Here is a 22,845-nt window from a genome sequence, read left to right as displayed (position 1 = left end):
CTAAATCTCCTTCAACGTTAATGACATCGTATGCCCTGAACCGCTCCACTCCTGGGAGCACTCCTCAATGAGCTTGTTTCGCAGATTCACATTCTGTTCAGGCGCAAAAATAGGGATGTTCATTCCGGCTCGAATGCGCACATCCCCTACAGCGTTCACTTTTAAAGTTTTTTTCTCATGGTTATGGAGCTTCAGCAAGTTATCTCCAAGCTGTTGGATTTGAGCCTGATTCATCTTGTCATCTATCTTTTTGTACAGCTGCAGATGTCCCCATTTCGCCATATTGTTACTATCTTTTGATATAAAAGTTTCACGTACACCTTTTTCCGGATTGTCCCGATACATTTTGATATAGTTATACGTCCCATCATCTATGCTGGCCTTATAGGATATGCTCGTCATCTGACTCTCTTCGCCAATCCCGTAATCCGGCATCCAACTTTTCGCTTCCCGCAGCGTAAGTTTGCCGAAGTCGTCATACAGCACATAGATGATTTTGGTAGAGTTTAGGGTGAAATCAAGCGCGCGGAACATCATATCCAAGAGCTTCTTGTTGTCCTCCATAAAAGTTGGGATCTTATACTTCGTATCTACTAACTCTCCAAGCTTGATATCGAATTTTTTGGCAATATATCGAATGATTTCAGTAGCGGTCACGTTTTTAAGCATGCACCAGTCGTTCACCATTAAATAGCGCATCTGATCATAAGCAGTCAGCTTTACAGTATTGCTCTCATCCGTCTCTATGCTGAACACATAGCCGTAAAACACAGGCACTCCATCTTCTTGCACTCGGATAATATCACCATTATTGATGGTAAAGCTGTCCTGAAATATGGCTCCCTTACTAAAGGAAATCGATATGCTGGCAGGCTTGCCAACACGGGAGGTCGACCATGTCATACTCGAGATAAGCTGTGACATGTCCCACGCATTGCCATTGCGATTATCGACCAACACTTCCAACCTGTTCATTTCAAATATTCACCTCCTACGTCGCTGTGTCTCATTGCTTTCGAGGAAGTCGCAGAATACGATTCGGTTCCAGTTCATGCAGAGCCTCATCTGCTGAGATGCCGTTCAGTCTTTGAATGTCGATTGCCTTTCTGGTATCGTTGAAAAACTTTTGTGCAAGCAAACTCAGCTTATCCCCCGGCTGCGTCATATACTCGCTTGTTCCTTTACGCTCATCCGGACGCGGCTGCGACGTTTTTGGCACATTAGTCGCACTTGTCAGCTTCCCATCCAGCTTCACCTTTTTGGCTGCATAAAATTTATACAGCTTCAAGGAAATGTCGTACTCCAAATCCCCCACACTGCCGGCAACTTCACGCCAAGTGAATTTATCAATGGCCATTGCTAGATTCATATGGAAGGTCGGCGTCGTAAGGACGAAACGAATCGGACGCTTCGTCTCCATCCATTCACGCAGTTGAATGATATAATCACTAGGCAGCAGCAGCTTCTCAGGCGGAATATGCACATATGGCCCATAATGGAGCGGAAATAGGCTGCTGAATTGAATATCGGCCAGCTTCGGCGTATGGATGCTCACGACTTCCCCGATACCGACAATATCGAAGGACTGCAAGTTCCCCGCTTCGCTGATTTCCAGTTGAGACGGATTTACAGGCAGCTCAATGACCTTCTCTTGGTTGTTGAAGCTCAAATAGATATGGTATCCACTCATCCGTACACCCCTTCCGCCGTTGAAACAAATTCTTCCTCCAGCTTTTTCTCGATGCGATTGATTAATGTGTCCATATCGAAGCCTTGATGGATATCGCCGGTATTCACCTGTACTGTCGGGGTCAAAGATACGAAGTTCTGGATGGCGTCCATTTCCGCCAAGTCGCGCATCATCTCAATGTTCTCGTCTGTAATTTCAACTTTATTGTCGATGGCTCCGACTTTACCTACCTCGCCTACTTTCGGGATGTTCATTGGAGGCATTGTCCCTGAACCGGTACCGGGCACAGTTCCACCATTTCCACTCCACGGATCCGTTTTTCCTCCTGGCTTGAATTTGGATGTATCAGGCATGAAGTTCTTCGTAAAGTCTTTATTTTTCTCATACGTTTCTTTTCCCTTGTCAAAAGCAGCCGTCATATCCTCTGGCTTGATTCGCAAAGGATCTAAATTCACGACATCCTTGTCGCTCTTCGGCTCCTTCATCCCCTCTATGATCTTCTCGTAGCCCCATTTGCCGACCATTTTGAATTCGGAGCCGGTGAGAGCATTAACTTTACCAATAATCCAATTGACTCCATCTGCTAACGAGTTGACTGTGCTTCCGATAAAGTCGACGATGGTCTTTCCAATATCATAGATTAGCTTCTCAATGGCATAGAAAGGATCAATAAAGAGATTGACAAAAAACTCAGCAAATGACACCATCAAGTTCCATATTGTGGCTACAGAGTTGCGAATAAATGTGAATAATGATGAGAACAGCCCTATAACACTCCCAACAATCGTATCCGTTGATACCCCTAATTGATTGAGCGCAGTCAATATAAGAACGATAACGCCAACAATCGCAAATAGCGGCCAAGCCGCAACAATCCACTGAAAGAGCCAAGCCGCAGCAGTTAATGCTGCAATCGCACCGAGTACAATCAATGCATTTTGGACGAGATTCCAATTTTCTACGAGAAAATTCGCTGCGGCAGACGCTGCTTCGGCCAGCATCATCATCCCCGTCTGGATACTCGCAAAGAACGGATCAAATTTTCCTTCTTCAAAAGCTTGATTCAACAAATCCAGAACGGGTGCAAAAATTTGCAGCGCGGATTCCCCAGCAGCTGCCAGCATGCCATTGAAACGGTTGACTGCTGCTTCCCATTTCTGTATCGGACTGTCCATGAGCATGTCCAACGATGCTTGGCTCATGTTTGCCTTGGTCATTAGAGAATCAAAGGCTTGCATAAACCCACTTAAATCCCCAGTCTTCGAGAACGACTCTAGTTTTTCTTGCTCTGGAGCACCAACTGGCATGTTTAACTGTTTAAGCAAGCCTGCACTATCGCCAAAATAGGCATCCTTCATCAGTCCAGCAGTTTCTGCCGGGTTCCCCCCATTTTCTTGAAAGGCGGATAAGCGCTGCACCATTTCATTCATTTTCAGGATGTCACCCGTATTTTTGGAAATAGAGGATAGTTCAAGGCCAGATTGCAGCGATTTGGAGACATCCGTTCCATTTCGCAGCGCTTGTCCTCGCAACGCTCCGAACACTTCGGCGCTTTTCTGAGCTCCCCCGTACTTAACGCCGTACTTGGCTCGCATGTCTTCCGATTCCGCAGCTCCCTTTATCGCCGTCATTCCAATTGACTTTCCGACTTCGAACAATTTTGAACTGAGAGTGCCATAACTTGTTTTTATCTTCTCGCCAATCCCTTTAACGGTTTCGACTAATCTGTTCCGTAAAGAATCGAATACTTTCGACAGGAGCGGAATCCCTTTCCAGTTGAACTGAAATGGAAACTTAAGCGTCGAAGCTTCAGCTTTCATGGTACGCAAATAGATGCCCGTTATGAATCGGTTCATAGCATCTGTTGATTTGCGCCATGCATTGCTGGCAAGCCCTACCGTCTCAGTCGTCTTCCGCCACATGCTGCCGGCCAAGTTCATAGCATCTTCCATGTCTTTCTGGACTTTCGACTTGACTTGTTCAAATACCCTCACGAGTGGCTCCATCGTTAACTGAGGCATTTGAAACTGCAACTGCCTCTGCAATGCCATCGTAGTCATACTTCTCTTCCCTCCTCCTGTCCGCAAGATGAAGAGAGCGATTCCCCATCTGCACCTAAACTGCCCCAGCGGAGCTGCCATTGCCATGCCGACTGTGAAATCGCTGCTCTAATGTTCGCGGTTGTTTCAAAGCCTACATTACCGCTTCTTGCGCATACTACGCTGTGCCTTGCGCTCCTCTTCTACACGGATGTCGATCATCGCGTAGACGGCGGCACGTTCGCGAACCGGGAGCGCAAGCAGCTCATGCGGCAGGATGCGAAGCTTATGGAGGGCGTAATAGGCATAGTTCGCTTCGCCATCGCCCTCGTTAATTAGTTTTTTACGTCATTGACAAGCTCGTTCATATCCTGATTGAAACCGTTCAGCGTCTGCACCTGCTGCAGCAGCCCCGTATATTCACCCGGCAGGAGCATCTTGCGCAGGAGCGCCTCCGCGCCCATAACGCCGTAAGACTGCTGAAGCTCTGCATTTTTCAAGTCTGGATACACAACACTTGCCACAATCAGCTTCGCGGTATATTCATTGAAGTCGATTTCTGGCGTAACAACTCCGCCCTTGCCCTTCACCTGTTTTGTGGCCGACTTGCGGCACTGCTCGTTTTCCACTTCGCTCATACTGCGCAGCGTCCATGCAACCGGCTCCCCCTTGTCATCCTTGAAGCGCGGGGACACAATGAATGGCATCTCCGTATTTGGTTCCGCATTTTGGGCAAAGAAATAGCTTAATGTAGTCATCTTCAATCGCTCTCCTCATCTTGAATGGTAGGTATGTTATTTAAAATTACATTTTAGGTGCATTAAAGTTGCTTAAAATGTCAACGTCGTCAAATGTAAACTCCAATTCTTCTTCCAAAACATCGCTCTCTGTATCCAGCTTCGCCATAACGACACTGTTCAGGTTCACGTTCTTCAACATGATCGTCTGCGTGCCTACTGAAGAAGTAGGATCTGAGTTTGTCACATTAATCGTAAAGTTCGTATCCTTGCCAGTCTTAATATAATCAAGCATCATCTTACGGAATAATGGCGTCATATAGTAAATCGTCATGCTGCCTGTTCCCGACCAGCCGGAGGTTTTATGCTGTGTGGCACGGCTGCCAAGTGTTTTAATTTCTGCTTTTTGTTTTTCTATTTTCGCTTCCAGCGTTTTAATATAGAACATCTCTTCATTTTGACCATTAATTTGTGCAAAAGCTGTACCTTCACGTCCCGAAATCGTATCCTTCGCTTGTAAGAAACCCATCTTACTTCACCTTCACTTTCATGTAAATTTTCTCTACTGCATCGACCGGCTGCACATTCAATTGAATGACGATACTGTCCGAAGCCTCGCCCTTTGCAACAAGCACATCCGTCTGGGCATCGAACGGCTGAATTGCATTCAAGCGCTCAAGCTGATCCAAATACGCGATACACTCTGCACGGAACAATTGACGTCCTTCTTCATTGTTGTTCGTTTTGCCGACATACGCTGTTTCGAAAATACGCTTCATGTCGTTAGCAATGCCGTCCAACACGCGAATAACGCGGTTTTTGGAGAACGGCTGCCCCTTGTCCGGCGTATAGGACGTCAATGTATTGATATCCTGCTCTACCACAGCATGGCCAAGATGATGCACGAACACGAATTCACCTTTGCGCAGAGCTTCTTCCACCTGCGTATTCGTCATACGAATATCAGCATCGACCGCATCTTCATAAGCAGAATACGTCAACGACTCATTCATCGCTGCCGATGCTGTTGCCGCAGCTACCCATACTGTTGCTTGAGCAGCATTCAACACTGTGCCGTCTGCCAGCTTCACGCCATTTTTGACGCTAATGATGCCTTCGTTATTCGCAGTTGGATATTGAGCCATAACAGCCTGAATCTTCTTGCCTTCTTCTTCACGCATACGCTTCACGAACATCGCATAAACGGAGCATAGCGCTGCATCAGTGGAAGGAAGCGCAACCGTATGGAAATCATGAACGGCAATTGCTTCGTGGAAAGATACATGATCCGCATTCACCACATTGCCGTCATCTCCACCAGTAAGCGGCAGACCAGCATTTGCTTCAATCGCCCCTGTACCTTCAAATTCAACCCACGCATTTGCAATCAGCTGTTCAGCCAGATTCACCGTCTGGTTGTCCACGGTACGTCCGCCAACCTTCGTAATTACATCTACCTTGGTATTGTCATTCACATTGGTCTGTACGACGAGCTGAATATCATTTCCGCGAACACCGCCAAAACGTGCTTTTACCTTCAATTGTTTGTGAGTTGCAGCCGCCTTCGCACCTTCATTCAATCGATACAACAGCACCTTCTTCGCGCGCTTGAACGCCTCGCGCACCAACAGCAGTGCCTCATCCGTCAACTCGTAGCCTAGCTGCTCGAATACCGGCTCCCCTGCGTTCAATTCCAGCACCTTTTTCGCTGGCCCCCAGCTCAGCTTCAGCGGCAGTGCCACAATCCCACGCTCGCCAACCGCTCCCGATGGAGCAGCCTCTCCTTGAAAGCGTACATATACGCCTGGTCTTACCTTGTTCTGCGTCGTCCATGTTCCTCCAGCCATTACTTTACCTCCTGAATTTGAAATTGGTGTAGCAGCGCATCGATCTGCGCCTTCGTGTACTGCTCGTTGCTGCTCAGAAGCGCATGCAGCATGTCTCGCTCGCCTGCACTCCAGCATGTTGCTTTCAGCCACTGCTCCTTCGCAAACGCGAATTCGCCCGCAACCTCGGCATGTTCCACATTACGCTTGTCCTGCTTGTTTGCATTAGACATCTCGAATGCGTCCCTCCTGCTTCATGGCATTCATCTTGCTCGATTCCTCTCGGAAACGTGTCAGCATGTACTCATACTGCACTTGGAACCGCAGCTTGCGTTCCACGATCTCATGCTTCCAGCCTGTCCCCCTGCATAAACTGCCGCCTGCTTCAATCAGTTCCAACGCATCATACAGCGCATCCGCAACATCATGAACGGAAGCAGCCTGCGCATCGGGATAATACTCGACCTCGATGGCTGTTCTCGCTTGATAGCGGCCTTCGCCTGCACGAGTCCGTTCCCCTCGAACGAGCTTCACGACCAAGCAGGGCGCTAACTCATTCGTTCGTTCTTCTGACTCCAACACCGGGATGTCTGGGTAACGTTCCCGCACCCGACTCATCACCCCCTGCCGAATCTCGCTGCTTCGCAAGCCTTCACCTCCTGTCCTGCGGTACAAAAAAACCGTTATACAGCTTCGCCGCAAACGGTTCTCCCTTCCTCCCTGCAAGGTTGTCCTGCCCCCATGCCCACAACCTCACACTATCATCTTAGCACCTTGTCCCGTCCACCAGTGTGCCACCATCCGGCCAGCGGGAGGTCACTGCGATCTCATCATGCAATACATCCTAGTCCTTATCCTTGCAAGACACGACATTCTATTTCTGAGTTGCTCAGTTATTCTTGATTAACATGCAGAGCAAAGAATTATGAAACTCGTCTTACATCAATCCTCGAATACTTCGATTCCAAGCATAAATGCCAGCTCGGTAATTGCCCGTGCTTTAATTCTGCGAAATGTACGCTCACTTACATTCAAGTCAAAGCAAAGCAGATAATCTGGCTTCTGTACATGTGGATTGAGATAACAGTTCTCTATTAATTCGCGCTCCATGTCGCCTAGATGTGCGACCGCCTTCATGACATTGTCGTGTACCATTTTCATGTATGCTTCCTTATCCACATTGTGCAGGGCAATCTCTTCTACTGGCTTGCCTACCTGATTCGTTGCACCGTGGAACCTCGGTTCATAGGAAGTCGTCATTTTCATCTCTTTTCGTACGATGCCTGTTCTTTTGTACAAACGAGCCATAGATAAATACTGCTCCACCATTTTTCGCGTAGCCGACCGATTTACCGTTGCCAACATCCTCATCGCTCCTCATATAAAAGTTATTAATAGTAATACAATTATGAAATATAGTTATTTAAAATAACATAAAATAAAAAAAAGAACTGTTCTACTAAACTTGGCCTTGTGTTGTGCAAAACAACATTATAGAATGATGCTGTTCATTCTAAACAACTCACTGATAATTATTGCGAACACCTGTTCCTGTGTGATACACTGCAAGCATACCATGCTCATAAAATGAACGTCAATCTTGAATTTATGAACATATGTAAAATAAGGGTGGTAGCCATGTCCGTAACGAACAAAGAACTTGTAGGTTCCCGTATTAAGGAGCTGCGGCTCAAGCAAGGCTTATCGCAAGACGATGTTGCCCACGCGCTCGGTATGAAACGCGCCAATATAGCCAACTACGAAGCAGGACGCACGACGCCGCCGAGCGATATCATCGGCAGACTTGCCGATCTGCTGCATACATCGAGCGATTACTTGCTGGGCCGTATCGATAATTCGATGCCGCTGGCCTTAACTTCATCTGATTCTATTCCTGAGTGGGCCACATGGAGAGATAAGAAGGATTTTCGCCAGTTGCTGGAGGAAGATTCAGAAATTATGTTCGATGGCGTTCCCATCGAGGAGGAAGACCGTGAACGGGTGCTTCAAGTGTTAGAGGCCTTGTTCTGGGATGCGAAGAAGCGCAATAAGCGCAAGCCCCGGAGCTGAACATAGCTCAATGACTAACCTATCCGCGAGGTGCATCTCATGGATGTAGAGAAGATTGTACGATCATTAATTCGAAAATATAAAACGAACTGTCCTTTTCAGCTTGCGCAATATTTGAACATTCAAGTTAGAACAGCTGATCTTGGGAAATCAACGCGCGGCCTCTATTTCCATAAGCTCCGACGACGCTATATTGTTATTAATTCGGAATTGCCGTTCGAATGGCAGCGATTCGTGTGCGCTCACGAGCTCGCCCATGACAGACTACATAAAGGCATCGGGCATTTTTTTACCGAACAGCATACGTTGTTCCATGTTGGCAAGTTCGAGCGCCAAGCCAATCAGTTCGCTCTGCTTCTGCTGCTGCATGATCAAGAGTGCTTACTTGGGGAAACCCGGGAAATGTACTGTGCGCGCAATGATATTCCAGCTGAACTAGCTAGGTTCCTTCCTACAGATTCGGAGCAAGAATAAATCGGTACGAATGCCGTCACCAATTTCAGCCTACTCCACATAGTATAGGGTAATGCCGAACTATGGGTGTATGTTATCAACCTGAGAGGTGAGATCAGTTACATGAAGGCACTTGTCACCGGGATCTCCGGATTCGTAGGAAGTCATATGGCGGAATTTTTGCTGGACAAAAATGTAGAGGTAATCGGCACGATTCGCAATCGCAGCCGCCTAGAACACATTCGCCACATTCTGCCCGATATTCATCTGGCAGAATGTGAGCTCCGCGATGCATTCTCTGTAGAAACGCTCATTACAAATGAGAAGCCGGATCTTATTTTTCATCTGGCTGCTCAGAGCTTCGTCCCTACTTCCTGGAACTCGCCAGCAGATACAATCTACAACAACGTTGCGGGTCAATTGAATATCTTCGAAGCGGTAAGACGCATTGATCTGGATTGTAAAATTCAAATTGCCTGCTCCAGTGAGGAATACGGTCATGTAGAGCCGTACGAAACTCCGATACGTGAAGAAAACCCCCTCCGTCCGTTAAGTCCATATGCAGTGAGCAAAGCAGCTCAAGACTACCTTGGCTATCAATATCATAAGAGCTACGGTCTCCATGTCATCCGGACGAGAACCTTCAACCATACGGGGCCTCGCCGCGGTGAACAATTCGTTACGTCCAACTTCGCGAAGCAGATTGCCGAAATTGAAAAGGGTGTTCGTCCACCTACTGTCCATGTGGGCAATTTGGAAGCGAAGCGCGATTTTACCGACGTACGCGATATTGTCCGTGCTTATTGGCTCGCGCTGGAGCGTGCAGAAGCTGGAGACTGCTATAATATTGCATCCGGCTCTTGCGTCACGATTCGAGAAATGCTCGATATGCTGCTGGCTAAATCCAATATTACGATCGACATTGTGCCAGATCCGAGCCGCATGCGTCCATCCGACGTCGAAATTCTGCTTGGCGATCATTCGAAATTTACAGAACATACAGGCTGGAAGCCAGAAATTCCTCTCGATCATACCCTCGAAGACTTGCTGAACTACTGGCGCGAGCGCATATAGACTAGTTGCAAGCCCCCGCCATAAGCCGATGCGACCGCTTCATCCGTCCACTGAGGTCGGTCGCATATTCTTTCTCTTCGATCCATATGGAACGGATGAATATGGTAGAATAGAGGATAAGGAAAGGAATCATCTATTTATGCAGAGGAGGACAAGCATCATGAAGAATGTTTGGAAGAAGCTAATGAAGAAAGGCTTTTCGGTTGAGCTCGATCAACTTCCACAAAACAAGCAGCAGTTTTTAGATGAAATTGAGCGTTATTGCGTACAAGAGAAAGTCAACTACAAGTTTATTGAATATGATCGACCTGCCGTTGTTTCCATTGATGGTGTCGTCTATAAATGCCACGTTGAGAATGCCGGAAGACCCGGATTTGTCCTTCATTTCAAAGAAGTATAAATGCAAGAAATACGTACATAGAGCGTTGAAATTGCGGCGATCCTCTTTTTTGCCGAGATCGCCGCTTTTGGGTAGCAATTACAATTAGTAAAAAAAGAAAAAGAGCCTCTAACAGACTCTTTTCATATAGTAAAATATGGTATAATCACTAGGACAACGAAAACGGTTTAAGGGCAGGAGGCGCCATCCTCGCATAAAGAAGGTCCATCATTTCCTTCCAAGGAGGTGAGCGCCGTGACAATGTATGAAGCATTGACATTAATGCTGTCATTCGGAACATTTGTTATCCTGATGCTGTCCTTCCATAAAAAGAAGTAACCCGTCCGCCTCTTTCCAAGCCGCAGGTTACTTCCTACCTAAACGCCCCCGCTCTTATAGCGGTAGTTGTCACGGGGATCGTGTTCCAGCACGATCCCCTGTTATATTAGCATATTACAATTTATTCCTCAAGCGCTCTTATGATGCTCCTTTCACTCCAGAGCAAATAAAGTGCCTTTTGTCACAATTCTTTTATAAGATTAACTCACGGCTTCGACGAAATGAAAATCATAGTCCATTGTCCAATCGTGATGCTTAATCAAAAAGTCGTAAAAGGACATATCTCGCATGAAGTCAATGACCCGCGTTATGAGTTCTGGCTCATCGGCTGCTTCTTTTCCTTTAACTGCCCGAGCCAAATTCCAGCCTTATTGCTTACGTAAAATCCTCTGTCGTCCTTCTGGCTTACATGGTATAGCCACATAATACCGTGCTCGATAATAACTAGATAATCTTCCGCGATAAGATATCCATTCCGATAAACGATTTCGTATCCGAGATCGAGTACGAGTTCGATAACATGCCTGTTCCACGCCACACTCACCTTCTCTATCATGAATCTGAGCACCATTTGCTAGTGTGTAACCGTAATAACTTCGAAACCTAATAAGTCAATATTGTCTTTGGCATGATGTTTCCCAACGTTACAGCGCAATGTGTGACACCATACATGGTGTTCATGCTAGAATCAGAGCTTGCGAGTTTCCGCATTTACGATTGGTGTTTACTTATGAAAATCTCGTTCAGAAATTCCATTATTCTTAGAGATTTTGCCTACAACATCAGCAATGGCCATTCTTACATTCAGACTACTTATACGGTTGCTAATTCACGTGCTTGTTTGGTATCGTTGATTCACGGTATCTATTGACGATTGAGTACGAGTGTCATCACTTAAATTTTGCTATAGATAGGTCACTTAGCCAATTATATTGATTGTAAACCTAGTAAGGTTGCTGTTTCGTTTCATTTTGACTATTAAGTTAATTGACCTGTCATTGCGCCATGCATATATAATCCGCCCCTTTTTGTCAATGAGAAGCTAGCAAAAAGTTCTATTTTTGGGAATTCGAACAATATGCCTTTAGCAAAACATACTCTTGTAGTCATATTAAATATACGCTTATGGTCATAATTTGTCAAGGGGGATCTAGACAATGTTACGTATTAAAATCAAACTTAAAGAAGTTATGAAAGAAAAAGGAATCACGCAGACAGAACTAGCTCAGCTATCAGGTGTTGCGCAAGCTAGAATTTCAAAGCTATGTAGTACAAAAAGACAAGAGGTAAATCTGGAGATGTTAGAAAAGATCGCTTATGCTTTGAACATTAAAGATATATCCCTAATATTGCAATTCGAAGAAGAAGCTGAAGAATAAACGCCTTTAAACTTAAAATAGACGTTTAAAAAACGCTATGATATCATATAAATAATAAGAGTCGTGCTGGAACACGACTCTGTACAATAGCCGCTTCAAAGGCGGTGGCTATAGGTTTACGTTAAAATAGACCGCATACCTTTTGCTGAGGGCGGTCTATTTCTTTTGGTGCAAGTATATTAGCAGCGTTACAATCAATGTTAGCAACGCCAATATCCACAGTCCGAACTGAAACATAACGGATAGTGCTTCATATACACTCACAGGCTTCACCTCCCTTCAGGGAGATTAGCCGACCGCCCATAAAGCCATTCTATTGTATGGCGAGTATATCCTATTTTTCTCACTTTCGTAAACTATTAAAAACATTGCAGAGCACACTCAACAAGGTTGAGCGGAATCATCCGCTTACGGATGAACTTGGCGATCCTCCCCCAGTAGCTACCGGGAAGCGATCACTGCAAGCTGTTTATCCGGCCTGTATGGTCAAAGCTGCAAATAAAGCCGAGACACCATTCGTGCAGCTTCTCTATGCTTGACAGCCTCGCGAGATTTAATCCTCTTATCTGCGGGAACATCGATCTATCGCTGCTTCACAGCCAAAGACATCGCTGGATTGGCCCAATTCGAAATCGTTTCTTTGTCTACGAATTGGTTCAGATAATCCTCCGTATTCGCAGGGTAAAAATAATGGTTTATTGTTCATGTTGACCCTCGTCCTACTCTTGTATTTCCCCGATGTCTTCACGGACGGTCGAACCCTGGGGTTCGCTTCCCGTCCTTTCTACGCCCCATAACAAAAAAAGCGCCTTTCGGCGCATTTCATTTGTTATGGAGCGGGTGATGGGAATACTCCGGCTGCTTCTCCCACACTTTCGTGGTGGCTCTCGTTATGCCGGACGCTCGCGCTGATTCGTATTTCTTAGAAGCATTGCAGCGCGGTACTCAACATGTCTGATTTAAAAATGGAGCCTTCCGGCTCCAGTGGTTTATTGTTCATGTTGACGCTCGTCCTACTCTTTCACTTCCCTCGATGTCTTCACGAACGGTCGAACCCTGGGGTTCTCTTCCCATCCTTTCTACGCTCCAAATAAAAAAAGCGCCTTGCGGCGCACTTTTTTCATTTGGAGCGGGTGATGGGAATCGAACCCACGCCGGCGGCTTGGGAAGCCGCTGTTCTACCATTGAACTACACCCGCATATACGAAAAAACACTCGTTCCAGAATACCTGATAGGAGTGTAATAAGATGGTCGGGACGACACGATTTGAACATGCGACCCCCTGGTCCCAAACCAGGTGCTCTACCAAGCTGAGCTACGTCCCGACATATATTGCACGTCACATCAAGTGACAAGAATTAATATAGCACAGCCCATTCTGTTGCGCAATACGTTTTTCACCTTCGGAATCATAATTATTTTCGATCAATGATCCATCATCATAGGGTTCTAATTATCTACAATGCCGTGCTTCAATGCATATCGCGTAAGCTGCACACGATTCTCCAAATGCAGCTTCTGCATAATGTTTTTTAGATGATTCTTCACGGTATGCTCAGATAGGGACAACTGTCCCGCAATGACCCGGTTCGATTCCCCCTTCGCTACACGCTCCAAAATTTCACGCTCACGAGTCGTCAACGGAGTTGACGTTGGAATCTTGCTCTCGCCCTTCACGGAAAACTCCTGCAATAAGCGAAACGCCAGTTCCTTCGACATCGGCGCCTCATCAATGGCAATCGCACGTAAATACTCATGCCATGCAGAAGGCTGTAAATTTTTGAGCAAATAGCCCTGCGCCCCTTTTTTTAATGCCTCAAACAAGTGAGTAATATCATCCGACACCGTCACCATTACGATTTTCACATAGGGGAACTGCTCTTTGATCCGCTTGGTAGCTTCCAATCCGTCCATAATAGGCATGGAAATATCCATCAATATCAAATCCGGCATGACTTGATCCGTCATACGAAGTGCATCTTCTCCATTCACAGCCTCACCTACAACGACGAATGCAGGATCAATCGCTAAAATATCCCGCATCCCCTCACGCGCATGGGCATTATCGTCGGCGATTAACACCCGAAAACAATGCTGCTTCTCCATCCCCTGTTCCGCATTCACGCTAGTTTCCTCTCCTTCCGCCAACTTCATTAACTTGCAATACGCACTACCGTCACGTCGCCATCTCGTTCCAAAGACAAGCTCCATCCCATATTGGTCGTGCGGTCGCGTACCATCTTCAATCCATACTTTCCCTTCTGTGAAAAAGGCTCTCCTGCAAATCCGATCCCATCGTCCCGAATATCGCAAACAAATCCTTCAGCCACAGGCTGCGCTATGATCCATACCCGTTTCGCCTCTGCATGCTTGCGCACATTCAGCAGCGCCTCGCGTACAGCCGACAACAGCGCGATTTTCTCTTTCAATGACAATTGATCTTCAGGCAGCTCCCACTTCACGTCCAGTGTCCAATCCGTATCCTTTCGAATATCCTCGATCATCGTAACGAGTTGATCCGACCAGCATACATTCATCTCTTCAGGGACAGTTTGCAAATTAGCGATGGACAGGCGCACATCATCATATACATGACGAACCGTCTGTCGGAGCTTGTCCAGCTGCTCTGGCTGCTGTTCAGTCGAAGCTGTCTCCAGCCGATCAATCTTTACCGATAGCATGAACAATGATTGTGAAATTCCATCATGCAGCTCTTGCGCCAATTTGCTCCGCTCCTCCAAGGCCGCCTTCGTCTGCTGCTCTCGCTGCAGCTTCTTTTGCGTATCATCCAGCAGCTTGAATAAGCGAGTCAACAGCGTGGCTGACACGATAAAAACAATGGCAGGGGCGAGCCAGTTCCCAACCTCCATGGAAACGTAAGGGAGCAGGAAAGAGTGGCGCATATATTCCCATAGTCCAATTGTAATCGTAGGAATCCATAGAATCAGATGTTTAATCGTACGATCCTTCAAGGTAATTTTCGCTCCATTCTATGCTCGGTATCATCCATTCACATCTATTCCTATTGTAATGAAAAAAGCATGCAGTCACCAGTTCATAACCGCACGCCTATCTGTCTTACCTATTCATCATACTACGATTGCAATAACTTCGGTGCGCTCGTCGATTCTCGAATCACGATCTCCGACTCTAAACGAGCGCAGATACTGCGCTTATTCGTTCCATTAATCTGCTTCATGAGCAAATCAACAGCCACTCTACCGATATCGTGGGCAGGCTGTCGCATCGTTGTCAGCAGCGGACGCAGTTGGGAAGCGATGACTTGATCATCATAGCCGATTACAGACATATCATCCGGCACCTTGTAACCAGCCTGCCACAATGCATTGATGACACCAATCGCGGTGAAATCATCGGCAGCGAACAACGCCGTCGGCAAACAACCTGCATGCAGCCATCGCTGTACAGCATCATAGCCGGATTGAATGCAGAACTTTCCATCCTCAATTGCAAAAGGTTCGAGACCTGCGTCACTCATTGCATCCCTGAAACCCCTTTCACGTTCAAGTGCACTTAAGAAGAACCGTGGCCCACGAATATGAGCGATCGATCGATGGCCCAAATCAATGAGATGCTTCGTTGCATCATATCCACCTTTATAATTATCCACATTCACGTTGGTCACAGAAGGCTGGATTGTCTGATTGTCGATGAGTACGAACGGGATTTTCCGTTTTTTTAGTTCTACCACGTAAGGTTCCTCATGTACCGCAGATAGAATCAGCATTCCATCCACGCGATCCTCTTGGATTAAGTCCGTACCCACCCCTTGTTCCATCGGCTCTGATGCAACCGATAGTGCTAAGTAATAACCATGATCCTTTAGCAGTGAGTACACCGATTGCACGATACTATCCAGAAATGAATCCTGCAAGGTAGTGACAATCATCCCTATGACACCTGTTTTCCCCTTCGCAAGGCTTCGAGCTGCTGCGTTCGGGTGGTAATCCAGATCCTTCATCGCCTGAAGAACCTTGACCCGATTCTTCTCTCGTACTGTCTTCGCGTTATTTAGGACACGGGATACCGTCACCACAGATAAACCTGATTTCTTAGCCACATCAAATATACTGACCTTCATATCCTTCTCCCCTCATGATCGATCATTAGATATGGAAAGGCACAAATCTCTATGTACCCATCATAACTAACTTTAAAGCGTTATTCCATTAAAACTACCGTAATATCCGCCATTTTACGCCTTTTTTAGTAAATCTTTAGCTATGGACGGCCCTTCTTCTTACGGATTGAACTTCTTTATGAAACGAATAAAGATAATCCCCGTATGAATAATACTAAAAGGGATTGATAATCCCCTTCAACTCTAGATAAGTGTTCAAAAGGAGCTGGCATTCATGATCGTAGTAACGACCGAACGCATTGCAAATTATGAGGTATCCGAAGTATTGGGAACGGCATTTGGCGTAGTTGTTCGAGCACGAGGTATCGGCGGGGACATTATGGCATCTTTGAAAGGTCTCGTGGGCGGTGAAGTCAAGCAGTACACACAAATGATCGAGGATGCTCGCCGACAAGCAATGGATCGTATGATCGAGAATGCGCACGCAATGGGTGGAGACGGAATCATCATGATGCGCTTCGATAGTGGCGATGTCGGCCAGAACATGAGTGAGATTGTAGCTTACGGAACGGTTGTTAAGTTGAGAGCGGTGCATTCCTAATGGATGGGGTCGCACATTTCTTCCAAATCGCTCTTGTGGTGTACGGCCTGCCCCTGATCGGCCTTGTCATCCTGATTGTGATCGGCAAGAAGTATTTCGATAAGCGCTATAAGCAATACGATAATCCGTTGGATGCCATCGGTGTCTCAGGCGACTTTATGCCAACGAAAGAGATCTTTATCGATCCGAGAGATGGTTTAAAATATCAAGTGTACTATAATCCGAAGACAGGCGAACGCAAGTACGTTCGCATGCAATCGTAGCCTGTTCCTCATTCATTTCAACATAAGAAAGACCGCTCAGCCATAGCTGGAGCGGTCTTTGTATGTTCTTATCGTGAAGGAGCTTTCACATTCCTTTACGAATTTTTCTTATGAATAGATACCTCAGGTGTCGTCATTTGATCATAGAAGTCCAAGTATTTGTCCCGATCATCAGAAGCAAGCAGCGCCATGGCGGAACGCGGATGTTCATCAAGTGTACCTGTAATCAAGTATGGAATCAGGTAGCCCCATTCCCACTTTTCACGCATCGGAATCATGTATTTCTCAAGGAAGCCAAGTACGGATCGAAGCTGGTATTTGCTGTTCTTCAAATGAGTCAATAGAGCTTCTGTCGGACAGTTGCCCGCTCCACGCCCCATCCCGTATATGGAAGCATCCAGCATTTCAACCCCAAGCTCTGCAGCAACAAGCGTATTCGAGAAAGCAAGCTGCATATTATTATGCGTATGAACACCGATTCGCTTGTTCGGCAAATGCTCTTTAAATTTATTCACGAGGAAATGAATATCATTATGATCAAGGCTGCCGTAGGAATCTACGACGTATACCACATCAACGACACTCTCTTTGATCATCGCAAATGCTTCGATAAGGTCATTCTCCATCACATTTGACAGTGCCATAATATTGATCGTTGTTTCATATCCGCGATCATGGAACGTGCGTACCAAATCCAGCGCCTTGTCCACATCCTTGATGTAGCAAGCAACCCGGATTAAGTCCAACATACTCTCGTTGCGCGGTAGAATGTCGTTCTCATCCACACGGCCGATATCTACAAGTGCGGATAGCTTCGTAGTACCCTTCTGCGGAATGACAGTACGTAAAAAATCGTCATTCAAAAATCGCCAAGGGCCTGCTTCGTCAGCGCCTTTGAGCAGTTTAGGCGAATTTTTGTAGCCGATTTCCATATAGTCGACGCCAGCATCATTCAATGATGCGTATAAGCTTTGCACGAACTCGACGCTGAAGTCCCAATTGTTTACTAGACCACCATCGCGAATTGTGCAGTCGACAATTTTGCAGTGATTCGTTTTCATTCCGCTATCTCCTTTGCCAAATGTTTTCTCTCCATTCTAATGGAAACAAACTCATAAAGCAAAGCAAAAAAGCTTCATTTTCGTGTCGTTTTCATAGATTTCGATAAATTATCTACAATTTAATCCTTTTTCTATGAAAAAAATCACATGTAATTTTTCTTCCATTGTGCTACATTCAATGTAAATCCAATTGATACCGATTATCATTATAAATAAGAACATAACGAGTTAATCATAGATTGATAGTGATATTGATATGTTGAAGAAAGAAGGATTAACATGCGCCCAACTAATTGTGAGATGCTCGGACAGAATACCTCCTTATGTGAATTGAAGCCTGGGCAGCGTGCATGTATTTGTGATTTGTCCAAAGTCCATGCATCGGTCTGCCATCGCCTGCGTGATCTGGGCATTACAGAAGGAACCCATGTAGAGCTGAAGCGTACCAGCTTGTTCGGCGGTCCGCTTACCCTAGAAGCTAACGGCCAATTGTTCGGCATTCGCCAAAACGAGGCTCGCTCTATCGGGGTGAATGGCGCATGAGTACTTGTACCACCGCACTCGTAGGCAATCCGAATACAGGTAAGACTTCCTTATTCAATGCGCTCACCCGCTCCTACGAATATGTAGGCAACTGGACTGGCGTAACGGTAGAGAAGAAGGTCGGCCACCTGCATCGCAATTCAGGCACGCTCATCGACCTTCCCGGCATCTACTCGCTGCAGCCGATGTCGCGAGATGAAAGCGTCGCTGTAAGTTACCTGCTCCACGAACGGCCAGATACGATCTTAAATGTTGTCGATGCTTCACAGCTCGAACGCAACTTATATTTAACCATACAATTACTGGAATATGGACTTCCCGTGCACATTGCGCTGAATATGAACGACGTGGCACAGGGCCGCGGCATTCACATTCATACGCAGAAGCTGTCCAAGGCACTTCATGCCCCCTTACTTCCCGTCAATGCTAGACGCAAGCAAGGAATTCATGATATTTTGCAGCATATCAATCACCCCGCCCAAGTTGCAGCGAGGGAAAAAGGAGATCCGTTCCAACTCGACTATGGGGAAATTACGGAACTCGCTATTCAGCGTATGTCGGAGTACTTACCACCTAAAGATGGGGTACCTTCAAGATGGATTGCGCTGCAGTATCTGGAACAGAACAATACCGTCCGTGAATGGGTTCACAGCGGATTAAATCAGGAGATGAACGATCAGCTCCTGCATATATGCAATGCAGCAGAACAGCAGCTACAACAGCAGGGCATCGCGCTGCACATGGCACAGCATATTCGTGCGGTGCGTACTGCCTTTATTCGTGAGGTCTGTGCAGAAGCGATTGACAGTACAAAGGAGAAATCCGTAACCTTGACGGAGCGCATCGATGCCATTGTTACAAATCGCTGGCTAGGCATTCCGATCTTTCTCGGCATTATGTTCCTCATGTTCAAGGCTACATTCGAATGGATTGGAACGCCAACGTCGGATGCATTGGATGCCTTCTTCTCCGGCCCCGTAACGGACAGCGCAGCATCCATATTGAATGCGATTGGCGTGTCACCATTTACCCATGCGCTGATCGAAGAAGGGATTATTGCGGGTGTTGGCGGCGTACTCGTATTCGTCCCGCAAATCTTCATCCTGTTCTTATTCATTTCCTTTATTGAGGATTCGGGATACATGGCTCGTGTGACCATCGTCATGGATCGTCTTATGGAAGCCGTTGGCCTGAACGGCAAGGCATTCATTCCATTTGTCATCGGCTTCGGGTGCAACGTGCCTGGGATCATGGCCGCTCGTACGATTGAGCAGCCGCGCGAACGGCTTGTCACTACTTTGCTCGTTCCACTGATGTCCTGCTCTGCCCGCTTGTCCGTTTATGCCTTGTTTGCCGGTGTCTTTTTTAAGAGTCATCAAGCACTTGTCGTGCTGTCCCTCTATGTGATGGGAATTGTACTCTCCCTGCTGCTGGCCAAGCTGTTCACCAAGCGGATGATGAAGGAGGAGCAGAGCATTTTCGTTATTGAGCTGCCACCTTACCGTCTGCCACAATGGCAGACTTTGTTCCGCAGCACATGGGAGAAAGGGAAAGGATTCGTACGCAAAGCGGGAACCTTCATTCTTGGAGGCTCCGTGCTCATCTGGCTCATGACATATGCAGGACCAGGCGGATTCGGAGTTGAGATGGACGACTCCTTCCTGGCGATGATTGGCGGCGTGCTTGCACCATTGCTCGCTCCGCTCGGCTTCGCCACATGGCAAGCGGGGGCTTCTTTAATTACCGGGTTTCTTGCCAAGGAAGTCGTTGTGTCCACGATGAATATCATTTATCACGCACCAGACACGGCTATGCTTGAATCCCAAATCGCAGGGGCATTCACCCCGTTGTCCGCGTATGCCTTTTGTGCCTTCGTGCTGCTGTATGTTCCTTGTCTTGCAACAGTGGGCATTATTAAGAAAGAAACCGCATCATGGCGCTGGACATGGTTCTCCATCGGCTATGCCCTACTTATCGCCTATGTTGTCGCACTCATCATTACGGGAGTCGGTAGACTTCTCGGATTTTCATAGAACAGGTGGTGAATCGCATGTCGTGGCCGGAAATTGGAATTGTGATGATCATATTTGCGTATGCACTGTGGATGGTTGTACGCCACGTGCGCAAGTCGAAGCAAGGAGCTTGTGCTTCATGCGCATTGAATCGCTCCTGCTCATCCGGATGCTCCACACAACCACATCCAAATGCAGCTGACGCTGACTAATTGCTGAAATGACAAGAACAGTAGCCGGGATGAACCTCGTGCTACTGTTCTTTGTTGTTTACATCTATACGCAGCATGCTCCTCGCTCCATGCCCAGTCCCTAATTAGGCAGCATACACCTCATGCGAAGATCACTGTTACCATTCCTTACTCTCTACCACAACAAAAACTCGATTACTCGTACAAGCTTATCAATTCATCAACAAGCTCGCCTACATATGATACAGCTTCTCGGATCGTATTCGTATCGGACATATCCACACCAGCCAGCTTCATCAGCTCCAATGGAGGCAAGGAGCCTCCAGCCTTCAGCGCCGTCAGCCAACGTTCTACTGCCGGCTGTCCTTCCTCGCGGATGCGCTTGGCTGCTGCCGTCGATGCTGTTAAACCTGCTGAATACGTATATGGATATAAGGACATGTAATAATGCGGCTGACGCATCCAAGTCAGTTCCGAACCTGGATCCATCACAACGGCATCGCCCCAGAAATCGCTCTGGACTTGCCTCTTCAGCTGCGACAGCAGATCAGCGGTAAGCGGCTCTCCCTGTGAAGCAAGCTCATATACCCTGCGCTGCATCTCACCTTCGAGCAAATGCGTTACAAAATTATGATAATACGTATTCAGCAGCTGCGTAATAATCCAGCGTCTCATCCGAGGATCATTCGACGACTGACGGAACAAGTGGTCTGCCAGCAACATCTCGTTCATGGTGGACGGAGCCTCGATAAAATATAGCGATGGACGTGTGTTGGATATCCGCTGATGCTTATGTGCCAGCATGAAGTGCCCCGCATGGCCCAACTCATGAGCCAGAGTGAATGCTCCCCGCATGCTTCCTGTCCATGTCATCAATATGTAGGAATGGGAATCATAAATTGATGAGCAGAATGCCCCTGTTGATTTGCCTACATTATCCGCATAGTCAATCCATCGATTTTGGATGGCATCCTGCATAATTGCTGTGTACTCCGGCCCCATGACCTGCAGCGCCTCTACTACCTGCTGCGCTGCTGTCTCGAACGAGACCTCCGGATCGTATTCAGGGTCGAATGGAGCCTTCAGATCGCTAAAGCGGAGTTCATCAAGACCGAGAACACGCTTTTTGAGCTTTGCCCATTTCCGCATGTGTGGAGCCAACTCGGCTTGAATTGTATCTAAGATTGCGTGATACATCTGCTGTGTCACTTGCTGTTTATGCAGCAGCATATCGGTTACATGATCATATCCGCGAAGCTTCGCAAGCACGACCTGCTTCTTCACTTCTGTTGCATATGAAGCCGCAACCCCGTTGCGATATGCATGCAGCGTTTCGGAAAATGATCGGAACGCTTCTCTTCGCAAGTATGTATTCGGAGACTCCACATATCGATTCTCAAATAGAGCAAAAGACAGGGGATAGGTCTTACCCTCCTGATCGGTAACGGGTTCAAACGCCATGTCCGAAAGCTTGATCTGATTATAAATTTTGTACGGAGCTCCTAAGACGTTGTCAAGTGCTGCGAGCGTCAATTCCGTCTCGCTGCTCAGCCGATATGGCTTCTTGCTTGCAATCTGATCCAAATAGGGCTTGAACTCCAGAAGCTTAGGCTCTTCTTCATAATATGCGGGCAATGCATCGTCGCTCATGTCACTAAATTCAGACTCGAAGAAGGATAGAGCAACGGACACTTCAGCCATCATATCCTGCGCACGGCTGTTATTTCCCTGATTCACTGGATTCGTGCTGTCTTCCGTCAACCGCAAATGTGCATAACTGCCGCATAACTGCGCACGGCTCCAAATGACATCCATTGCTTCCAGACAAGCCAGCAATGTACCAGCACCCTCATGCAATTTGCCTGTGAAGCGGGTGACTGAACTCAAATCAGCTGTAATCGCTTGCAATTCCTCAAGCCATTTTGCTTCGGATTCGAATAAATCCTCCAATCTCCATGTCGCTTCCAGAGGGACTTCTGATCGTTTCATACGCGTTGCTTGCGTAGCCATTCGTCCATCGCTCCTTTTCCCAAAAGTGGTAGTTGTGCATACTGTTATTCTACTACGATTCCGCCCTCCTTGCGA

The 22,845-nt window shown here is 46.9% G+C and carries 28 protein-coding genes and 2 tRNA genes; 12 read left to right on the top strand and 18 right to left on the bottom strand.

Going from position 1 to position 22,845, the window contains the following annotated elements; all coding sequences use genetic code 11:
• The 3 genes from BP95_RS0107930 to BP95_RS0107920 are packed head-to-tail and all read right to left on the bottom strand — an operon-like array spanning position 1 to position 3,750.
• Positions 1–975 (bottom strand): XkdQ/YqbQ family protein, encoded by a 975-nt coding sequence (locus tag BP95_RS0107930; RefSeq protein WP_028531846.1) that lies wholly within the window; start codon positions 973–975, stop codon positions 1–3.
• Positions 976–1,006: 31 nt separating this feature from the next.
• Complete coding sequence (locus BP95_RS0107925; protein ID WP_028531845.1) at positions 1,007–1,690, bottom strand: LysM peptidoglycan-binding domain-containing protein; 684 nt, start codon at positions 1,688–1,690, stop codon at positions 1,007–1,009.
• Entirely contained in the window at positions 1,687–3,750 is a 2,064-nt protein-coding gene (locus BP95_RS0107920) for a phage tail family protein (protein ID WP_155987211.1), read from the bottom strand. Before BP95_RS0107920 ends, BP95_RS0107925 begins: the two co-directional genes overlap by 4 nt.
• Positions 3,751–3,861: 111 nt before the next feature.
• On the opposite strand from BP95_RS0107920, the gene BP95_RS0107915 reads away from it, so the two are divergent.
• Positions 3,862–4,068 (top strand): hypothetical protein, encoded by a 207-nt coding sequence (locus tag BP95_RS0107915; RefSeq protein ID WP_028531843.1) that lies wholly within the window; start codon positions 3,862–3,864, stop codon positions 4,066–4,068.
• Here the strand turns inward: BP95_RS0107915 and BP95_RS0107910 are convergent.
• The 6 genes from BP95_RS0107910 to BP95_RS0107885 form a co-directional block, all read right to left on the bottom strand.
• On the bottom strand, positions 4,065–4,487 hold the full coding sequence (locus BP95_RS0107910; protein ID WP_021262028.1) for a phage tail assembly chaperone: 423 nt from the start codon (positions 4,485–4,487) through the stop codon (positions 4,065–4,067). The two genes, BP95_RS0107915 and BP95_RS0107910, sit on opposite strands and share 4 nt — an antisense overlap.
• Before the next feature lie 46 nt (positions 4,488–4,533).
• Positions 4,534–4,995 carry a phage tail tube protein gene (locus tag BP95_RS0107905; protein ID WP_028531842.1) on the bottom strand — a complete coding sequence of 154 codons (462 nt, stop codon included), beginning with the start codon at positions 4,993–4,995 and terminating at the stop codon, positions 4,534–4,536.
• Position 4,996: 1 nt separating this feature from the next.
• Entirely contained in the window at positions 4,997–6,313 is a 1,317-nt protein-coding gene (locus tag BP95_RS0107900; protein ID WP_028531841.1) for a phage tail sheath family protein, read from the bottom strand.
• A complete protein-coding gene (locus BP95_RS0107895) occupies positions 6,313–6,525 on the bottom strand; it encodes a hypothetical protein (protein WP_036666842.1) in 213 nt (70 codons plus the stop codon). The genes BP95_RS0107900 and BP95_RS0107895 overlap by 1 nt, the downstream gene beginning before the upstream one ends.
• Positions 6,518–6,940, bottom strand: coding sequence for a phage tail terminator family protein (locus BP95_RS0107890; protein ID WP_028531839.1), 423 nt, complete (start codon positions 6,938–6,940; stop codon positions 6,518–6,520). The genes BP95_RS0107895 and BP95_RS0107890 overlap by 8 nt, the downstream gene beginning before the upstream one ends.
• A gap of 294 nt (positions 6,941–7,234) precedes the next feature.
• Positions 7,235–7,657, bottom strand: a complete 423-nt coding sequence (locus tag BP95_RS0107885; protein WP_028531838.1) for an ArpU family phage packaging/lysis transcriptional regulator — start codon at positions 7,655–7,657, stop codon at positions 7,235–7,237.
• 273 nt (positions 7,658–7,930) lie between these two features.
• On the opposite strand from BP95_RS0107885, the gene BP95_RS0107880 reads away from it, so the two are divergent.
• The 5 genes from BP95_RS0107880 (at position 7,931) to BP95_RS34485 (ending at position 10,607) form a co-directional block, all read left to right on the top strand.
• Complete coding sequence (locus tag BP95_RS0107880; protein WP_021254541.1) at positions 7,931–8,362, top strand: helix-turn-helix domain-containing protein; 432 nt, start codon at positions 7,931–7,933, stop codon at positions 8,360–8,362.
• A 39-nt stretch (positions 8,363–8,401) separates the two neighbouring features.
• Positions 8,402–8,836: an ImmA/IrrE family metallo-endopeptidase gene (locus tag BP95_RS0107875; protein ID WP_021254540.1), complete on the top strand. Its 435-nt coding sequence runs from the start codon at positions 8,402–8,404 to the stop codon at positions 8,834–8,836.
• A gap of 102 nt (positions 8,837–8,938) precedes the next feature.
• Positions 8,939–9,889, top strand: a complete 951-nt coding sequence (locus BP95_RS0107870) for a GDP-mannose 4,6-dehydratase (protein ID WP_028531837.1) — start codon at positions 8,939–8,941, stop codon at positions 9,887–9,889.
• Positions 9,890–10,049: 160 nt separating this feature from the next.
• Entirely contained in the window at positions 10,050–10,289 is a 240-nt protein-coding gene (locus BP95_RS0107865; protein WP_081819830.1) for a DUF4318 domain-containing protein, read from the top strand.
• A gap of 240 nt (positions 10,290–10,529) precedes the next feature.
• Complete coding sequence (locus BP95_RS34485) at positions 10,530–10,607, top strand: putative holin-like toxin (RefSeq protein WP_227774339.1); 78 nt, start codon at positions 10,530–10,532, stop codon at positions 10,605–10,607.
• A gap of 307 nt (positions 10,608–10,914) precedes the next feature.
• Here the strand turns inward: BP95_RS34485 and BP95_RS0107855 are convergent, their stop codons facing one another.
• A complete protein-coding gene (locus BP95_RS0107855) occupies positions 10,915–11,163 on the bottom strand; it encodes a hypothetical protein (RefSeq protein WP_028531835.1) in 249 nt (82 codons plus the stop codon).
• A 601-nt stretch (positions 11,164–11,764) separates the two neighbouring features.
• Here BP95_RS0107855 and BP95_RS0107850 point away from each other — a divergent pair.
• Complete coding sequence (locus tag BP95_RS0107850) at positions 11,765–11,986, top strand: helix-turn-helix domain-containing protein (RefSeq protein WP_021262039.1); 222 nt, start codon at positions 11,765–11,767, stop codon at positions 11,984–11,986.
• Positions 11,987–12,142: 156 nt separating this feature from the next.
• Here the strand turns inward: BP95_RS0107850 and BP95_RS32285 are convergent, their stop codons facing one another.
• The 6 genes from BP95_RS32285 to BP95_RS0107815 form a co-directional block, all read right to left on the bottom strand.
• Entirely contained in the window at positions 12,143–12,250 is a 108-nt protein-coding gene (locus BP95_RS32285) for a putative holin-like toxin (protein ID WP_036666840.1), read from the bottom strand.
• Between the two features lie 861 nt (positions 12,251–13,111).
• A tRNA-Gly gene (locus tag BP95_RS0107835) sits at positions 13,112–13,185 on the bottom strand.
• 50 nt (positions 13,186–13,235) lie between these two features.
• A tRNA-Pro gene (locus BP95_RS0107830) sits at positions 13,236–13,312 on the bottom strand.
• A gap of 124 nt (positions 13,313–13,436) precedes the next feature.
• Positions 13,437–14,093, bottom strand: a complete 657-nt coding sequence (locus tag BP95_RS0107825) for a response regulator (protein WP_028531833.1) — start codon at positions 14,091–14,093, stop codon at positions 13,437–13,439.
• A gap of 47 nt (positions 14,094–14,140) precedes the next feature.
• Entirely contained in the window at positions 14,141–14,959 is an 819-nt protein-coding gene (locus BP95_RS0107820; RefSeq protein ID WP_028531832.1) for a sensor histidine kinase, read from the bottom strand.
• Positions 14,960–15,081: 122 nt separating this feature from the next.
• On the bottom strand, positions 15,082–16,089 hold the full coding sequence (locus BP95_RS0107815; protein ID WP_028531831.1) for a LacI family DNA-binding transcriptional regulator: 1,008 nt from the start codon (positions 16,087–16,089) through the stop codon (positions 15,082–15,084).
• A gap of 274 nt (positions 16,090–16,363) precedes the next feature.
• Between BP95_RS0107815 and BP95_RS0107810 the strand changes: the two genes are divergently transcribed.
• Together BP95_RS0107810 and BP95_RS0107805 are read left to right on the top strand one after the other, a co-directional pair.
• Positions 16,364–16,690: a YbjQ family protein gene (locus BP95_RS0107810; RefSeq protein ID WP_021254534.1), complete on the top strand. Its 327-nt coding sequence runs from the start codon at positions 16,364–16,366 to the stop codon at positions 16,688–16,690.
• Positions 16,690–16,953: a hypothetical protein gene (locus BP95_RS0107805; protein WP_021254533.1), complete on the top strand. Its 264-nt coding sequence runs from the start codon at positions 16,690–16,692 to the stop codon at positions 16,951–16,953. The genes BP95_RS0107810 and BP95_RS0107805 overlap by 1 nt, the downstream gene beginning before the upstream one ends.
• A 95-nt stretch (positions 16,954–17,048) precedes the next feature.
• Here the strand turns inward: BP95_RS0107805 and BP95_RS0107800 are convergent, their stop codons facing one another.
• Positions 17,049–18,014, bottom strand: a complete 966-nt coding sequence (locus tag BP95_RS0107800) for an aldolase catalytic domain-containing protein (protein ID WP_021254532.1) — start codon at positions 18,012–18,014, stop codon at positions 17,049–17,051.
• A gap of 279 nt (positions 18,015–18,293) precedes the next feature.
• Here BP95_RS0107800 and BP95_RS0107795 point away from each other — a divergent pair, with 279 nt between their 5' ends.
• The 3 genes from BP95_RS0107795 to BP95_RS32275 are packed head-to-tail and all read left to right on the top strand — an operon-like array spanning position 18,294 to position 20,781.
• A complete protein-coding gene (locus BP95_RS0107795; protein WP_021254531.1) occupies positions 18,294–18,557 on the top strand; it encodes a FeoA family protein in 264 nt (87 codons plus the stop codon).
• A complete protein-coding gene (gene feoB, locus BP95_RS0107790; protein ID WP_028531829.1) occupies positions 18,554–20,590 on the top strand; it encodes a ferrous iron transport protein B in 2,037 nt (678 codons plus the stop codon). The genes BP95_RS0107795 and feoB overlap by 4 nt, the downstream gene beginning before the upstream one ends.
• Before the next feature lie 17 nt (positions 20,591–20,607).
• Entirely contained in the window at positions 20,608–20,781 is a 174-nt protein-coding gene (locus tag BP95_RS32275; RefSeq protein ID WP_021254529.1) for a FeoB-associated Cys-rich membrane protein, read from the top strand.
• A 174-nt stretch (positions 20,782–20,955) separates the two neighbouring features.
• Here BP95_RS32275 and pepF read toward each other — a convergent pair whose 3' ends face one another.
• Positions 20,956–22,770, bottom strand: a complete 1,815-nt coding sequence (gene pepF, locus BP95_RS0107780; protein ID WP_028531828.1) for an oligoendopeptidase F — start codon at positions 22,768–22,770, stop codon at positions 20,956–20,958.
• Between the last annotated feature and the right edge of the window lie 75 nt (positions 22,771–22,845).

This window comes from Paenibacillus sp. UNC217MF, from assembly GCF_000686865.1.
GTDB lineage: Bacteria > Bacillota > Bacilli > Paenibacillales > Paenibacillaceae > Paenibacillus_B > Paenibacillus_B suaedae.
This window is presented reverse-complemented; position numbering and strand designations above follow the sequence as displayed.

Bases quoted from the DNA above. Each gene is read 5' to 3' on its own strand.
- BP95_RS0107915 (WP_028531843.1), top strand. From the start codon at position 3,862: ATGTTCGCGGTTGTTTCAAAGCCTACATTACCGCTTCTTGCGCATACT.
- BP95_RS0107880 (WP_021254541.1), top strand. From the start codon at position 7,931: ATGTCCGTAACGAACAAAGAACTTGTAGGTTCCCGTATTAAGGAGCTG.
- BP95_RS0107905 (WP_028531842.1), bottom strand. From the start codon at position 4,995: ATGGGTTTCTTACAAGCGAAGGATACGATTTCGGGACGTGAAGGTACA.
- BP95_RS0107900 (WP_028531841.1), bottom strand. From the start codon at position 6,313: ATGGCTGGAGGAACATGGACGACGCAGAACAAGGTAAGACCAGGCGTA.
- BP95_RS0107925 (WP_028531845.1), bottom strand. From the start codon at position 1,690: ATGAGTGGATACCATATCTATTTGAGCTTCAACAACCAAGAGAAGGTC.
- BP95_RS0107920 (WP_155987211.1), bottom strand. From the start codon at position 3,750: ATGACTACGATGGCATTGCAGAGGCAGTTGCAGTTTCAAATGCCTCAG.
- BP95_RS0107870 (WP_028531837.1), top strand. From the start codon at position 8,939: ATGAAGGCACTTGTCACCGGGATCTCCGGATTCGTAGGAAGTCATATG.
- BP95_RS0107885 (WP_028531838.1), bottom strand. From the start codon at position 7,657: ATGTTGGCAACGGTAAATCGGTCGGCTACGCGAAAAATGGTGGAGCAG.
- pepF (WP_028531828.1), bottom strand. From the start codon at position 22,770: ATGGCTACGCAAGCAACGCGTATGAAACGATCAGAAGTCCCTCTGGAA.
- BP95_RS0107930 (WP_028531846.1), bottom strand. From the start codon at position 975: ATGAACAGGTTGGAAGTGTTGGTCGATAATCGCAATGGCAATGCGTGG.
- BP95_RS32275 (WP_021254529.1), top strand. From the start codon at position 20,608: ATGTCGTGGCCGGAAATTGGAATTGTGATGATCATATTTGCGTATGCA.
- BP95_RS0107910 (WP_021262028.1), bottom strand. From the start codon at position 4,487: ATGACTACATTAAGCTATTTCTTTGCCCAAAATGCGGAACCAAATACG.
- BP95_RS0107865 (WP_081819830.1), top strand. From the start codon at position 10,050: ATGAAGAATGTTTGGAAGAAGCTAATGAAGAAAGGCTTTTCGGTTGAG.
- BP95_RS0107800 (WP_021254532.1), bottom strand. From the start codon at position 18,014: ATGAAAACGAATCACTGCAAAATTGTCGACTGCACAATTCGCGATGGT.
- BP95_RS0107875 (WP_021254540.1), top strand. From the start codon at position 8,402: ATGGATGTAGAGAAGATTGTACGATCATTAATTCGAAAATATAAAACG.
- BP95_RS0107815 (WP_028531831.1), bottom strand. From the start codon at position 16,089: ATGAAGGTCAGTATATTTGATGTGGCTAAGAAATCAGGTTTATCTGTG.
- BP95_RS0107855 (WP_028531835.1), bottom strand. From the start codon at position 11,163: ATGATAGAGAAGGTGAGTGTGGCGTGGAACAGGCATGTTATCGAACTC.
- BP95_RS0107810 (WP_021254534.1), top strand. From the start codon at position 16,364: ATGATCGTAGTAACGACCGAACGCATTGCAAATTATGAGGTATCCGAA.
- BP95_RS0107895 (WP_036666842.1), bottom strand. From the start codon at position 6,525: ATGTCTAATGCAAACAAGCAGGACAAGCGTAATGTGGAACATGCCGAG.
- BP95_RS0107805 (WP_021254533.1), top strand. From the start codon at position 16,690: ATGGATGGGGTCGCACATTTCTTCCAAATCGCTCTTGTGGTGTACGGC.
- BP95_RS34485 (WP_227774339.1), top strand. From the start codon at position 10,530: ATGTATGAAGCATTGACATTAATGCTGTCATTCGGAACATTTGTTATC.
- feoB (WP_028531829.1), top strand. From the start codon at position 18,554: ATGAGTACTTGTACCACCGCACTCGTAGGCAATCCGAATACAGGTAAG.
- BP95_RS0107825 (WP_028531833.1), bottom strand. From the start codon at position 14,093: ATGGAGAAGCAGCATTGTTTTCGGGTGTTAATCGCCGACGATAATGCC.
- BP95_RS0107795 (WP_021254531.1), top strand. From the start codon at position 18,294: ATGCGCCCAACTAATTGTGAGATGCTCGGACAGAATACCTCCTTATGT.
- BP95_RS0107850 (WP_021262039.1), top strand. From the start codon at position 11,765: ATGTTACGTATTAAAATCAAACTTAAAGAAGTTATGAAAGAAAAAGGA.